The sequence below is a fragment of the Methylobacterium sp. 001424705 genome (genome assembly GCF_059816145.1).
This window is the reverse complement of record NZ_JCBANU010000047.1, coordinates 1-13,150: the sequence shown is the minus strand read 5'-3', so window position 1 is coordinate 13,150 and position 13,150 is coordinate 1. Positions and strand designations below refer to the sequence as shown.

Sequence of the window (13,150 nt, the reverse complement as noted above, 5' to 3'; positions counted from 1 at the left end):
GCCCGCGCGGGCAGGCCCTCATCCGGCGTGCAGGCATCGTGCCGGGCGCAGGCCGCGTCGAGGGCGTCGATGGGTGCGAGCGGGGCGTTGTTGCCCGGCCCGCAGTAATTGCCGTGCAGCAGCGTCTTGGTGGGGACGGGCGGCTTGGTGGGGGGCGACGCCCCGGAGCCTGCGTCGGCCTGTGCGCGGGCGGGTGCCGAAAGGCAGGCCACCACCAGGGCCGAAGCCACGAATCCGGACGCCGTCCATCGGGACATCGTCATGCGCTCACCTCCGTTCGCCCGCACGGCCCGGGCCCTGCCCCGCAGGCCGGGAGCGGCGCGGAAAAGCGTAATGCCGGGGTCTCGGCGACGGTTCCGGCCGCCTTCGCCCGCCCGGGCGGCCCCGGCCCGTCCGTCTCGGCGCGGAGCGCCGCGCCCCGAGTTCACATGGTCGAGAGTCCGCGAACCGGGGGCGCGGCCGGAGGTTCGAACCTTGCATCACCGTCTGCATCGCCGTGGATCGGTCTGCGGTGATCGATCTGCGTGGATCGGTCTTGCCGTCTCCGCCGTTGCTCGGGCCGTTACGCGGACCCGGTCGGTGTCACCGTTCCCGTTCGCAGGGACTGATCCATGATGAACGCCCAGACCTACCGCGTGACCCTGGAGACCTGCGACGGGCGCCGCGTCCTGACCGCGATGGCCGAGCGGGAGGCGGCCCTGATGGCGGAATCCGTCCTGCGTCGCTACGCGGGCCAGACCCTCACCGTCGGCTTCAGCGTCGCCTGCACCGACCCGGAGGCGCGCCGCCGCATCGCCTATTACCTGACCGACGTCGCCCTCGAACTCGAGCTCGCCTGAGCGGGGCGCCCGCCGCCCGGATGGTCCGTGAGACCCGATGGCGCTGGACGAAAGAATTCCGGGTATGCGAGAACGCGGCCCCCGATGCCGAGGCGGGTCGGGGTGGCCGTCCGGCGACGGGTCCGGTTGATCGTTCGTGCTGGCCGCGGGACCCGGGGCCCGGGCCCCTCGATCGATCGGACGGGCCTGCCCAGGCATCCGGCTCGGCGCGACGGTCCGCTGCGAAGGGTTCGGAAGGTCGCGGTGTCTTCCTTGGTACAGGCATGTGTCAGGCCTGCCGGCCGGGCGATCCGAGCGGGTGTTCCTTAGGACCCAACGATGAGATTTTTCGTCAACAAGGATGTGAGTGGAGGGATTCACTTCTGGCTGGCGCCCGACAATCCGCGTGCGATCAGCAGGGTTTTCGTCTCCGTCGACGGGCGCCGGACCGCGGAACTGTCGGCCTGGATCACCGACGACAATATCCGCGCGAATGGCTGGCACTCGACCGGTCAATGCGTCTACATGATCACCGAGAAGGAATTGCCGGAGCTCGCTTCCGCGAACCGGATCGAGATCTTCGATGCCGATACGAACATCCTGATCTACCGGTCCATTCGGGAGAAGGTTTTCTTGCCGGCCAAGCTGATCAGTATCACCACGACCGTTCAGAAGAATACCTTCGTCGAACAGAACCTGTTCGATCTCTTCCAGTATAGCTACTTCAACGTCGACCGGCTTTCGGAAGAGGTCGTGCAGAGCATCATGCAGGGCCCCTGGCTGACGTCGTCGCTCATCACGGGGGCCGTGATCTTTCCCCGCTACGAGGTGTTCTTCCAGGACGACCATTGCGTGAGCGGCGTCCTCATCCAGGACCCCTTCGAGGAAATGGCCGCCCGCATGCGGTGGCTTCAGTCGAAGAAGGCGATCACGGACGACCCCGCGCAGAACTGGCGCCTGGGCGGGATGCTGGAATCCGTCCGCTTCGCGGCGGAGTACGATCTGTCGAACAGCCGAAACATCAAGCGCTTCCTGCGGATGCTGCCCGAGCCGTGCTACCGCTTCCTCTACAACCCGCTCTGCCGGCAATTCGGAACCCGCTCGCCGAGCGACCCGTTCGCGCCCGGCAACTCCATCGTCGCCATGGAGATCATCTCGCGGATCAAGGTCGTGGGGCACAGCGACTACACGAGCGAATATTATACCGCGCTCCTCGACCGCCTGGGGGTCGCTCCCATCGCGATGTCGCATCCGAAGCCTTCGGAGGACGTCCTCTCGCTCGCGGCCCTGTTGAGATCGGTCGACGCCGCGCGCGACATGGTCGCGTTCGACACGGTGATTTCCGATGCCGTTCGGCATGCCGTCGGAAAGAGCTGGCAATGATCGACGCCGGGGTCGCCGTTCGACGCCGGGCGCGGCGTGCCGGTCGAGGGCGGTCCGCGGGCCTCCCGGCCGTCCGGTTTCCCACCCATCCTGTGCCCGCGACGTTCTGAAAGCCCGACCCGAGCCATGTCCGAGGACGATGTTCATCGCGGTGTCGACGGATGGCTCTTTCTCGTCGGCGGAACCAACAGGGTCCTCGCCCAGACCCGAAAAAATCCCCACATCGACATCCAGCTCCAAGCTTGGCGGGATGTCTTCGCGCGTCGCTATCGTGCCTGCAAAAAAGCAGGGTGCGAGTATTTCACGATGATCGCGCCGGAAAAGATCTACATCTACGACAATAAGCTCGGAGATCTGTCGATCGATCCGCGATCGTCTCTCTGCAACCGCCTGCACCGGGGGCTGCTGTTCCATCCGATCCTGCGCCGATCCTATATCGAGCTGTCTCCGCACCTGCGCGCGCATCGCTCGGACGGCGATCTGTATCAGAGGACGGATACGCACTGGACGCTGGCGGGCTGCCAGATCGCCTATCGGCAGATCTGCCGGGCCTGTCGGGCGAGGGCGGTCGACGACTTCCACCTCAGGGAGCGCCGCCAGGAGCGGTCCGCCGGTGATCTCGGATCGAAGTTCGAGCCCGCGATCTCGGAAGATCGGACCTTCTACAGCCTGCAATCGGAGGCCACGCGGGTTTACGCGAACGCGAAGGCGTTGCTGTACGAGTCGCGGCAGACCGCCTCGCACCGGGGAATCCATCACGTCTATCGCAATTCCAGTGCGCGCGCGGATCCCCGGACGTTGATGCTGGTCGGCGATTCCTATGCGGACTTTCCCGCCGCGAGCCTGGTCGTCATGTTGGCCGAGACCTTCCGGGAGGTGCACTTCATCTGGTCGCCGGCGGTGGATTGGGCCTATTTCGCCCGCGTGAAGCCGGACATCCTGATCGGCCAGATCGCGGAGCGGTTTCTGCGCCAGGTGACGGCGGACACCTACGCGGTCGAGCCGTAGGCGCGCCACGGCTCCGGGCCCGAAGGCGCCGGTCCATCACCGAGGGCGGCCGAGAAGGCCGCTGACGTCCCCCGTCAGGCGTTGGCCGAGGCCGGGGCGGCGCCGAGGGCGTCCGGGGCCGGGGTCGCCCGGGCCTGGACCTCGATGAACACCCGCGTCACGTCGGGGCTGCGCGCCTTGAGCCGGGCCTCGACCCGGGAGACCATGGCCTCGATCGCACCGGCGCTGAGGGCGTCGTCCATGTCGAGGCTGACGTTCACGAGGACGTCGGACGGGCCGAGATGCTGGGTCAGCACGGTGTTGACGTGGTGGACGCCCGGCTCGTCGCGCACCACGGCGCGGATCGCCGCCACGAGCTCCGGGTCGGCGGCCTCGCCGATGAGGAGGCCGTGGGTCTCGATCATCAGGAAGGCCGCCATCCCGATCAGGATCAGGCCGATGCCGATGGAGGACCAGCCGTCGAGGGCGGGCATGTCGAGGACCCGGGCCAGGATCACGCCGGCCAGCGCCACCACGAGGCCCATCAGGGCGGCGACGTCCTCGGCCAGCACGGTGAACAGGGCCGGGTCCTTGCTCCGGCGGATGGCGGCGAGCGGCGGCCGCTGGCCCTTCTCCGCCCAGAACGCCTTCAGGGCCACGAAGCAGGAATAGCCCTCGGCCATCACCGAGAAGCCCAGGATCGCCACGTTCACCCAGAAGCCCGAGACGGGGTAGCCCCAGACCACGGCGTCCACCGAGGGCTCGGGGTGCTGGAGCTTGTGGATGCCCTCGTAGACCGCGAAGGCGCCGCCGCCGAGGAAGATGAACAGCGCCACGATGAAGGCGTAGAAGTACACCTCGCGGCCGTAGCCGAACGGGTGCTTCGCCGTGGCCGGACGCTGCGACCGCTTCAGGCCGATGAGGAGCAGGATCTGGTTGGTGGTGTCGACCACCGAGTGGACGCCCTCGGCCAGCATCGCCGAGCTGCCGGTGAGGAAGGCGCCGACGAACTTGGCCGCCGCGATGGCGAGGTTGGCCCCGGCCGCGGTGTAGATGGCGCTGGTGCTCTCGTGGGCCATGCGATGGCGATGCTCTCGGGGGGGATCGGTCGGACCTGCGGCGACGCGGGCCCGACCCGCCGGCAGGGCGCGGCGTTCGGACAAGCGTTGCCGCTGGGGCGAAGCGCATCCAACGCACGGGAGCCTCGGAAGGTTCTCCGTCCCCGACGGTTCCGCGCGGAACGATCCCTGGCCCGACTCCGCGCGCCGGGCCCCTCCTGGGGCAAGCCGCCGACGGCGCACCCCACCGAGGGATCGGGGGGCCGGTGGATCAGGCCGCCATCACCAGCATCCAGAGGGCCATCCCGACCATCATCAGGTTCTCGGTCAGCGAGACGAAGCCGAGCGGCACGTTGCTCGATCCGCCGACGCAGGCGCATTTCAGTTCGCGCTTGTCGATGTAGACCGCCTTGAACACCGAGACCGCCCCCACCGTGCCGATGAACAGCGCCACCGGGATCGAGAGCCAGGACAGGGCCCCGGCCAGCATCAGGAGCCCGGCCAGCGCCTCGCAGAACGGATAGGCGTAGGCGTAGCGCACCCAGCGCTTGGCCAGGAGGTCGTAGCCCAGGAACATCGACGAGAAGCGCTCGATGTCCTGCAGCTTCAGGATCGCCAGCACGCACATGCTGAGGGCGATGAACCATTCCGCCGCCCGCACGGTGAAGGGGGAGCCGAAGGCCGCGTGGCTGGCGGCCGACGCCATCAGCGCGGTCATGGCGAAGACCGCGATCACGGGCGTGTAGGTCGTGGCCTGGGGGTCCGGAACGGACCGGCCGAGATGCCGGCGCAGGTCGTCGTAACCGCCGACGCGCTGGCCGGCGATGAAGGTCTGCGGCGTGGTCTTCACGTCGTGCTCGGCCTTGAAGCGGTCGATCTCCTCCCGCGTCGTCAGCCAGCGGTCCTCGACCGCGAAGCCCTCGCGCTCGAGCAGGTCCTTGGCCTTCAGGCCGTAGGGGCAGGTGTGCTCCGGCATCACCATGCGGAACAGGGTGGCCGTCCGGGCGGGACTCGACATCTGGGGCTCCTCGACGGGTGACCCGGCCCGGGAGGCGGTTCGAAACTCCGCCGGGTCGGCCGCGCGGCGGGATGCACCGGCGGCCGGTGCGTAGATGGGGCTTCCCATGGTGGGAAGGTCAAGGGGGGTACGAACGATTCGTTGCAGCGGGGCCGCAAGAAAGATCCTGGGTTGCAAAGGGGCGGCCCTTCGGCAGGCGTCCGACGCGACGTCCGTGCGGCGAGATCGGGGGGCGAAGCGCCGTGAGCGCCGAAACGGCGCGGTCCCACGGCGCGATCGCCCAGGTCTGGGACGAAGGAGGCCGGGATGAGGTGGACGGGGTTGGTCGGCCTGTGCATCGTGCGCGCCGACCCCGTCGAACCTTCACCGGAGCCGGCCGCATGACCGTCACGCCCGCCTATGATCCCGACAACGTCTTCGCGAAGATCCTGCGTGGGGAGATTCCCGCCGAGCGGGTCTACGAGGATGCCGACACCCTCGCGTTCATGGACGTGATGCCCCAGGGGGACGGCCACACCCTGGTGATTCCCAAGGCCCCGGCGCGGGGCCTCCTCGACGCCAACCCGGAGGCCCTCGCGGCCCTGGCGCGGACGGTGCAGCGCGTCGCCCGGGCGGTGAAGGCGGCCTTCGCGGCCGAGGGGCTCACGGTGTTCCAGTACAACGAGCCGGCCGGCGGGCAGACGGTGTTCCACCTGCACGTCCACATCGTGCCGCGCTTCGAGGGCGTGCCGCTTCAGCGCCACACGGGCGGCATGGCGGACCGGGCGGTCCTGGCGGAGCACGCCGCCCGCATCCGGGCGGCCCTCGCGGCCGGCTGAGTCAGGCGGCGCCGCTCACCGGCGGGCTGGCGAGGAGCCGGCGCAGGGCGGCGTTCTCCGCCTCGAGTTCGCTGATCCGGCGCACCAGGGCGAGCATCGCGGCGGCCTCGTCCGCCGGGGGCGGAGCCGCGGCGGGCACGGACACGGGCACGGGCGCCGGCGCGGCCTCGTCCACGAAGGTGATGCCGATGCCGTCCGCCCGGCGCCAGCACAGGGTGGCGCGGTAGGTCCGGTCCTTCTGCGGAATGTAGAGGTCGAAGCTCTCGGGCAGCGTCGAGGTCTCGGTTAGGGCGAGCCGGGCGCCGGAGGCGGACAGGTCCCGGACCAGGCAGTCCATGGTCGAGGCACCCTTGTTGAAGATGATCCGGCCCTTGAGGAAGGTCCTCAGGCGCGACTCCCTGCGATGCTCCGACATGCCGTGCTGCTCCACCCTGGGGCGGTCTCCGACTCCGCGTCCCATGCGGGGCACCCTGGCACGGCGCCCCTTAAGGAATGATCGCCGCGATGCGCGCGCGCGGCGGCGGACCGGATGCCGCGTTCTCCCTTCGGGTCAGTGGAAGCGGCTGTCCATGGTCTGGAACAGGTAGAAGCCGTTGAAGCGCACGGCGGTCTCGGCCGCGCGGTCGTCGAAATCGGCCGGGGCGTCGCCCACCGCCGCGAGCTTACCGCCGAAGGCCCAGCGGCCGTTCCCGAGGAAGGGCGGCACGGCGCGGCTCTCCGGCACGGCGCAGCACAGGCCCTCAATGCTCCTGAGGCAGAAAACGTTGTAATTCTGCATCGGTCAATCTCCGATTCGCCCACCCAAGCTACGCCCTAAGCGGGCAATCGGACAGCACTGTGTCGATCAGGTCTCCGGAACGTTACGGGCCAGGTCTTCGAGCCAGGGCCGGGCGCTTCCATCGGAGGGCGCGCGCCAGTCGCCGCGCGGCGACAGGGAGCCCCCGGCCGAGACCTTGGGTCCGTTGGGCAGGGCGGAGCGCTTGAACTGGCTGAAGCCGAAGAAGCGCTGCAGGAAGAACGCGAGCCAGCGCCGGATCTCTCCCAGGTCGTAGGCGCCGCGCTCGGAGTCCGGGAAGTCCGGCGGCCAGGACCCGGTGCCCGCGTCGCCCCAGGCGTGCAGCGCCAGGAAGGCGATCTTCGCGGGCGGGAAGCCGTAGCGCAGGGTGTAGAACAGGTTGAAATCCTGCAGCGCGTAGGGGCCGATCACCCCTTGCGTGCTCTGCGGCGTCGCGCCCGCGTCCACCGGGACCAGCTCGGGCGAGATCTCGGTGGCGAGGATCGCCCGCAGGGTGACGCCGACCTCCGGCCCGACCTGGCCCGAGGCGATGACCCAGCGGATCAGGTGCTGGATCAGGGTCTTGGGCACCCCGGCATTGACGCCGTAATGGCTCATCTGGTCGCCGACGCCGTAGGTGCACCAGCCGAGCGCCAGTTCCGACAGGTCGCCGGTGCCGATCACGAGGGCGCCGTTCTGGTTGGCGAGGCGAAACAGGTAGTCGGTGCGCAGGCCCGCCTGCACGTTCTCGAAGGTGACGTCGTAGACCGGCTCGCCGCGTCCGAACGGGTGGTCCATCCCGGTGAGCATCACGGTGGCGGCCTCGCGGATGTCGATCTCGCGGGCGGTGGTGCCGAGCGCCCGCATCAGGGCGTGGGCGTTGGTCTTGGTGCCCTCCGAGGTGGCGAAGCCCGGCAGGGTGTAGGCCAGGATGTTTGTTCGCGGGAGGCCGAGCCGATCCATGGCCTTGGCCGCGACGATGAGGGCGTGGGTCGAATCGAGGCCGCCCGAGACGCCGATGACGACCTTCTTCGTCCCCGTCGCCTCCAGGCGCTGGGCGAGGCCCGCCACCTGGATGTTGTAGGCCTCGTAGCAATCCTGGGCGAGGCGGGCCGGATCGGCGGGCACGAAGGGGAAGCGCTCGACCGTGCGCCGCAGGCCGAGGTCGCCGGCCGGCGGATCGAGCCGGAAGGCCACCCGGCGATAGGTCGGCCCGCGGGGCGCGGCACGGCCCGAATCGTCGAAGCTGCCCATCTGGAGCCGCTCCTGGGCGAGGCGGCCGAGATCGATGTCGGCCAGGGTCATCACGGGCTCGGACGCGAAGCGCGGCCCCTCGGCGAGGCGCTCCCCGTTCTCGTCGATGCTGGTCTGCCCGTCCCAGGAGAGGTCGGTGGTGGATTCGCCGGTGCCGGCGGCGGCGTAGACGTAGGCGCAGAGGCAGCGCATCGAGGCGGCCCGCGTCAGCAGCGCGCGGGAGTCCGCCCGGCCCACCGTGATCGGGCTGCCCGACAGGTTGGCGAGCACGGTGGCGCCGGCCAAGGCCGCGTCGATGCCGGGGGAGGCGGGCACCCAGAGGTCCTCGCAGACCTCGACGCCGAGCACCAGGTTGGGCACGTCCGCGGCGGCGAACAGCAGGTCGGTGCCGAAGGGCGCCTCCAGGCCGGCGACCCGGATGCTCTCGCCCGCGATCCCGGCGCCGGAGGCGAAGTGGCGCTTCTCGTAGAACTCCCGGTAGGTCGGCAGGAAGCTCTTCGGGATCACCCCGAGGAGCCGGCCGCGGTGGATGGCCAGGGCGCAGTTGTAGAGCCGGTGGCCCCAGCGCAGGGGCGCGCCGACGACGAGGACGGGCTGGAGCGCGGCCGAATCCGCCACGAGGCGCGCCACCGCCGCCTCCACCGCCTCGAGCACCGTGACCTGCAGGAACAGGTCCTCGATGGCGTAGGCCGAGACGCAGAGCTCCGGGAACACCGCCACGGCGACCCCGGCCTCGTCGCACGACCGGGCGAGGGCGAGGATGCCTTCAGCGTTGCGGGCCGGGTCGGCCGGGTGGCTGCGGGTGGTGCAGGCGGCGACCCGGGCGAAGCCGTGCCGGTAGAGGGAGCGGAAGCCGGGATCGGCCGGGGCGGACGTGGTCGCCGAGGGACTGGGCAAGGGGCGGGGCTCCGGACTGATCGCGCCGCACCTTAACCCCTGCCGCCATCCGCCTCCAGCGCAAGGGTTCGGCGGCGTGCCAAGGGGCCCAGCAAGGGGCCAGCAAGGGGCCCAGCGAGGGGCCGGGCGAGGGGGCTCCGGGTTCGACGGGCGCGGTTCGGTGGTCCCGGTTCAGGCGATCGGGCCTCGGTCGCGCGGTCAAATCAAGCGTCTGTTAACGACGATGCCCCTAACTCAGCGCTGAACCGCGCCGCTCCCGGCGGCGGACCCGTTTTGAGTACATCCGGCCAATCATGCGCGCATCGGGACGGCTCCCCTACTCCCATCGTGATCCTTCGCGCCCCGTTCGCGGCGGCGACCGCCTCGGCCTGTCGATCGGCGCCCTGGCGCACCGGTTGATGAACCTGCGGGCGACCCTCTCCCGCCGCCTCGCCGGCCCGCCGCAGCGGCCGGACTACACGGTGGCGGCCACCCGCCCGACCCCGAGCTGGATGACGAGCCCGCAGGCCCTGGTCGGCCGCAACGAGGTCGGCCTCGCCTTCCGGCCCGCCCCGGCGATCCAGGCCTGGCCGGCCCAGGTCTTCGACGACCGCGCCACCCTCGACATGATCCCGCGCCGCGCCGCCCCCGCGGTCGGGTTCGACGACGGCCAGATGGAGGCCGACACGCCCGCGCCCCGCGTCCTGATCCGGACCCCGCGCCGCCCGGCCGCGATCATGCCCGAGGCCGGCGAGGCCCCGGCCCCTGCCGCGGCGGCCCCGGCCGGACCGGCCGTGCGCTACACCCGCACCCCCGATCCCGTCCTGCACGAGCGCCGCCAGCGGGCGCTGGACGCCGAGCGCGCCGCCCGCGCCCAGGCCCATGCGGAGGCCGAGGCGGAGGCCCTGCGCCTCCAGGCCGAGCAGGACGCGCTCCGGCTCGAGGCCGAGGCGCGGGAGCAGGCCGCCCGCGCGGCGCAGGCGGAGGCCGAGGCCCTGGCCGCCCAGGTGCCCGAGCCCCTGTGGCGCCAGCCCTTCGTCGCCCCCCCCGGCGTGCGCTTCTTCCGCAGCCCCGACCGGCGCCAGGTCCGTCCCGACCCGGAGGCTCCCGCCGCGCTCGCGCCGGAGCCCGCGCCGGTCGAGGCCGTCCCTGTCGAAACCTCTCTCGCCGAAACGTCTCTCGCCGAGACCGCCCTCGCAGACACCGCGCCCGTCGAGACGGCCGTGATCCCCGACGATCGCGACTGGTCGGACGTGCCGGACTGGTCCGAGGTCCAGGCCTGGTTCGACGGCCGCGACGGCGCCGCCCTCGACGCCTGGTCGGCGATCCAGGCCGAGCCCGCCCCGCTGCCGGCGTCCGAGATCGCCGCCTCCGAGATCGTCCCCTCCGAGATCGCCACCGCCGAAAGCCCCGTCTCCGAGCGCGGGGCCTTCGACGGCGCTGCGGCACGGGTCGAGCCCGCGGCCTCCGCCCCGGCCGACGCGACCGCCGAGACGGCGCCGGCCCGGGCGGGCTACCGCCTGGAACACCTCGTGCGGTTCGAGCCCTTCGGCCCGCCGCGCCCGGTCGAAGGCCAGGACAACGCGGTTCCGGGGGCGGCGCCGGTCCGTCCCACCCCGCTCCACGCCATGGCGGCCCGCGCGGCGATCCGCGCCGGCCGTCCGGCCGCCCCCGTCGGCGCCGCGGCCCTGGTGGCCGCCCCGATGGTCGCGGCTCCGCTTCCGGCCCCCTCCCCTGCCCTGCCGGGGGCGATGCCGTTCGTGCCGGTCGCGCCCTTCGAGCCGGCGCCTGTCGTCCCTGCCCCCGTCGTCCCTGCCCCCGTCGTCCCTGCCTTTGTCGCGGCGGCGCCCCGGGCGGCCGAGCCCGCCTTCGTGCCGACCCCGATCCCGGCGCGCCCGGTGCTGCTGCGCAATCCCAAGGGCCTGTCCGCCCCCGAGCCCGAGATCGAGGCTCCGACGCCCGTCGCGTCGACCGACGCGGTCGCGTCGACCGACGCGGTCGAGGGGTCCGTCCCGGTCGAGGCCGAGGCGTCCGCCCCCGCGGCGGAGGCCGTCGCGGCGCCGGAGGTCCCGGCCGTCCACATGCCGCGCGCGATCCTGCCCGAGCGCCCGCTCCTCATCCCGGCCGGCCGGCACGTGCCGATGTCCTTCGTGGAGAACGCCGACTACGAGCACCCCGCCCTCGACCTCCTGGCCGAGCCGCCCCTGAACGAGACGGAGGAGGTCGATGCCGACGTGCTGGAGCAGAACGCCCTCAACCTCCAGCAGACGGTGCAGGATTTCGGCGTGCGCGGCGACATCCTGGCCGTGCGTCCCGGACCCGTCGTCACCCTCTACGAGCTGGAGCCGGCGCCCGGCACCAAGTCGAGCCGCGTGATCTCGCTCTCGGACGACATCGCCCGCTCGATGTCGGCGGTCTCCGCCCGCGTCGCCGTGGTCCCCGGCCGCAACGTCATCGGCATCGAGCTGCCCAACGACACCCGCGAGACCGTGTACCTGCGCGAACTCCTCGCCTCGGCCGATTTCGCCGAGACCAAGCAGAGCCTTGCCCTGTGCCTGGGCAAGAACATCGGCGGCGAGCCGATCATCGCGGATCTGGCCAAGATGCCCCACCTGCTGGTGGCCGGCACCACGGGCTCGGGCAAGTCCGTGGCCATCAACACCATGATCCTGTCGCTCCTCTACCGGATGAAGCCGGAGGAGTGCCGCCTGATCATGGTCGACCCGAAGATGCTGGAGCTCTCCGTCTACGACGGCATCCCGCACCTGCTCTCCCCCGTCGTCATCGACCCGAAGAAGGCGGTGATCGCCCTGAAATGGGCCGTGCGCGAGATGGAGGAGCGCTACAAGAAGATGTCCAAGATCGCCGTGCGCAACATCGACGGCTACAACGCCCGCATGGCGGAGGCCCGGGCCAAGGGCGAGACCATCACCCGCGAGGTCCATACCGGCTTCAACCGCGAGACCGGCCAGGCCGTCTACGAGACGGAGGAGATGGACCTTTCGGCGCTGCCCTACATCGTGATCGTGGTCGACGAGATGGCCGACCTGATGATGGTGGCGGGCAAGGACATCGAGGGGGCGATCCAGCGCCTGGCGCAGATGGCGCGGGCGGCGGGCATCCACCTGATCATGGCGACCCAGCGTCCCTCGGTCGACGTGATTACGGGCACGATCAAGGCCAACTTCCCGACCCGGATCTCCTTCCAGGTGACGAGCAAGATCGACAGCCGCACGATCCTGGGCGAGATGGGCGCCGAGCAGCTGCTGGGCCAGGGCGACATGCTGTTCATGGCCGGCGGCGGGCGCACGACGCGCGTGCACGGGCCGTTCTGCTCCGATGCGGAGGTCGAGAGCGTGGTCGCCCACCTCAAGCGCCAGGGCCGACCCTCCTACCTCGAAGCCGTCACGGCCGACGACGGCAGCGGCGACGAGAAGCCCGCCAAGGGCGCGAAGGCGGACAAGGCCGACCGGGCCGAGAAGGCCCAGGCGGCCGAGATCGAGGACAGCGACGCCCCGATCTTCGACGCCGGCGCCTATGCGGGCAGCGGCGGCATCGATCCCGGCGCCGAGCTCTACGACCAGGCGGTGCAGGTGGTGATGCGCGACCGCAAGGCCTCGACGAGCTACATCCAGCGCCGCCTGCAGATCGGCTACAACCGCGCCGCCTCCATCATGGAGCGGATGGAGATCGAGGGCATCGTCGGCCCGGCCAACCATGCCGGCAAGCGCGAGATCCTGATGGAGGGCGGCCACGCCGCCTCCGGCATGATGGATTACGACGACTGAGCCGGATGGCGCGGGTGGGGCGGTGGCCGTCCCACCCGTCGCATATTCGCCACAGGGCGGGCTTCTAAGCGGGCACCACCCGCACTCGATCCGCACGCCTACGCATCGCCTCAAGGGAGCGTCCCGATGATCGGCCGCCGTCACCGCCTCGCCGCCGGTCCGCTGCTCGTCCTGGCGGCGGGCCTCGCCCTGCCGCAGCCGGCCTCCGCCCAGGTCTCCTCGTTCCTCGACGGCCTGTTCGGCCGCAAGGAGCAGCCGGCGCCGGCCCCCGAGCCGGAGCCCGAGCCCGCCCCGGCGGCGGGGGGGGGGGGGGGGGGGGCGCGCGCCCCGCGGGGCGGGGGCGGGCGCGGGGGGGGGGGGGGGGGGGGGGGGGGG

Annotated in this window: 10 protein-coding genes and 2 pseudogenes; 6 read left to right on the top strand and 6 right to left on the bottom strand. The window is 71.3% G+C overall.

Annotated elements, in window-relative coordinates; translation table 11 throughout:
- Positions 1–257 (bottom strand): annotated as a pseudogene (locus AC6EUL_RS22090) (hypothetical protein); the annotation flags it as partial.
- 354 nt (positions 258–611) lie between these two features.
- On the opposite strand from AC6EUL_RS22090, the gene AC6EUL_RS22085 reads away from it, so the two are divergent.
- The 3 genes from AC6EUL_RS22085 to AC6EUL_RS22075 all read left to right on the top strand — a co-directional run bounded on the left by AC6EUL_RS22085 (position 612) and on the right by AC6EUL_RS22075 (position 3,209).
- Positions 612–839, top strand: coding sequence for a hypothetical protein (locus AC6EUL_RS22085; RefSeq protein WP_499872713.1), 228 nt, complete (start codon positions 612–614; stop codon positions 837–839).
- 318 nt (positions 840–1,157) lie between these two features.
- The gene (locus tag AC6EUL_RS22080; protein WP_056379687.1) at positions 1,158–2,201 is read left to right on the top strand and encodes a hypothetical protein; all 1,044 of its coding nucleotides are present in this window, start codon (positions 1,158–1,160) and stop codon (positions 2,199–2,201) included.
- A 126-nt stretch (positions 2,202–2,327) separates the two neighbouring features.
- Entirely contained in the window at positions 2,328–3,209 is an 882-nt protein-coding gene (locus tag AC6EUL_RS22075; protein WP_082501493.1) for an alginate O-acetyltransferase AlgX-related protein, read from the top strand.
- Positions 3,210–3,283: 74 nt separating this feature from the next.
- Here the strand turns inward: AC6EUL_RS22075 and AC6EUL_RS22070 are convergent, their stop codons facing one another.
- Both AC6EUL_RS22070 and AC6EUL_RS22065 read right to left on the bottom strand, forming a co-directional pair.
- Positions 3,284–4,267: a cation diffusion facilitator family transporter gene (locus tag AC6EUL_RS22070; RefSeq protein WP_056214052.1), complete on the bottom strand. Its 984-nt coding sequence runs from the start codon at positions 4,265–4,267 to the stop codon at positions 3,284–3,286.
- A 250-nt stretch (positions 4,268–4,517) separates the two neighbouring features.
- The gene (locus AC6EUL_RS22065; RefSeq protein ID WP_056349872.1) at positions 4,518–5,264 is read right to left on the bottom strand and encodes a glutaredoxin family protein; all 747 of its coding nucleotides are present in this window, start codon (positions 5,262–5,264) and stop codon (positions 4,518–4,520) included.
- A gap of 380 nt (positions 5,265–5,644) precedes the next feature.
- On the opposite strand from AC6EUL_RS22065, the gene AC6EUL_RS22060 reads away from it, so the two are divergent.
- A complete protein-coding gene (locus tag AC6EUL_RS22060) occupies positions 5,645–6,082 on the top strand; it encodes an HIT family protein (protein WP_499872711.1) in 438 nt (145 codons plus the stop codon).
- A 1-nt stretch (position 6,083) separates the two neighbouring features.
- On the opposite strand, the gene AC6EUL_RS22055 is transcribed toward AC6EUL_RS22060, so the two are convergent.
- The 3 genes from AC6EUL_RS22055 to AC6EUL_RS22045 all read right to left on the bottom strand — a co-directional run bounded on the left by AC6EUL_RS22055 (position 6,084) and on the right by AC6EUL_RS22045 (position 9,008).
- Positions 6,084–6,497 (bottom strand): PilZ domain-containing protein, encoded by a 414-nt coding sequence (locus tag AC6EUL_RS22055; RefSeq protein ID WP_056214043.1) that lies wholly within the window; start codon positions 6,495–6,497, stop codon positions 6,084–6,086.
- Between the two features lie 135 nt (positions 6,498–6,632).
- Complete coding sequence (locus AC6EUL_RS22050) at positions 6,633–6,860, bottom strand: hypothetical protein (protein ID WP_056214039.1); 228 nt, start codon at positions 6,858–6,860, stop codon at positions 6,633–6,635.
- A 66-nt stretch (positions 6,861–6,926) separates the two neighbouring features.
- Positions 6,927–9,008 carry an NAD(+) synthase gene (locus AC6EUL_RS22045; RefSeq protein WP_499872708.1) on the bottom strand — a complete coding sequence of 694 codons (2,082 nt, stop codon included), beginning with the start codon at positions 9,006–9,008 and terminating at the stop codon, positions 6,927–6,929.
- A 293-nt stretch (positions 9,009–9,301) separates the two neighbouring features.
- On the opposite strand from AC6EUL_RS22045, the gene AC6EUL_RS22040 reads away from it, so the two are divergent.
- Positions 9,302–12,775 (top strand): DNA translocase FtsK, encoded by a 3,474-nt coding sequence (locus AC6EUL_RS22040; RefSeq protein WP_499872706.1) that lies wholly within the window; start codon positions 9,302–9,304, stop codon positions 12,773–12,775.
- 126 nt (positions 12,776–12,901) lie between these two features.
- Positions 12,902–13,150 (top strand): annotated as a pseudogene (locus tag AC6EUL_RS22035) (outer membrane lipoprotein carrier protein LolA); the annotation flags it as partial.

Coding starts and splice junctions, on each gene's coding strand:
- AC6EUL_RS22080 (WP_056379687.1), top strand. CDS start 1,158: ATGAGATTTTTCGTCAACAAGGATGTGAGTGGAGGGATTCACTTCTGG.
- AC6EUL_RS22070 (WP_056214052.1), bottom strand. CDS start 4,267: ATGGCCCACGAGAGCACCAGCGCCATCTACACCGCGGCCGGGGCCAAC.
- AC6EUL_RS22075 (WP_082501493.1), top strand. CDS start 2,328: ATGTCCGAGGACGATGTTCATCGCGGTGTCGACGGATGGCTCTTTCTC.
- AC6EUL_RS22060 (WP_499872711.1), top strand. CDS start 5,645: ATGACCGTCACGCCCGCCTATGATCCCGACAACGTCTTCGCGAAGATC.
- AC6EUL_RS22055 (WP_056214043.1), bottom strand. CDS start 6,497: ATGTCGGAGCATCGCAGGGAGTCGCGCCTGAGGACCTTCCTCAAGGGC.
- AC6EUL_RS22050 (WP_056214039.1), bottom strand. CDS start 6,860: ATGCAGAATTACAACGTTTTCTGCCTCAGGAGCATTGAGGGCCTGTGC.
- AC6EUL_RS22085 (WP_499872713.1), top strand. CDS start 612: ATGATGAACGCCCAGACCTACCGCGTGACCCTGGAGACCTGCGACGGG.
- AC6EUL_RS22065 (WP_056349872.1), bottom strand. CDS start 5,264: ATGTCGAGTCCCGCCCGGACGGCCACCCTGTTCCGCATGGTGATGCCG.
- AC6EUL_RS22040 (WP_499872706.1), top strand. CDS start 9,302: ATGCGCGCATCGGGACGGCTCCCCTACTCCCATCGTGATCCTTCGCGC.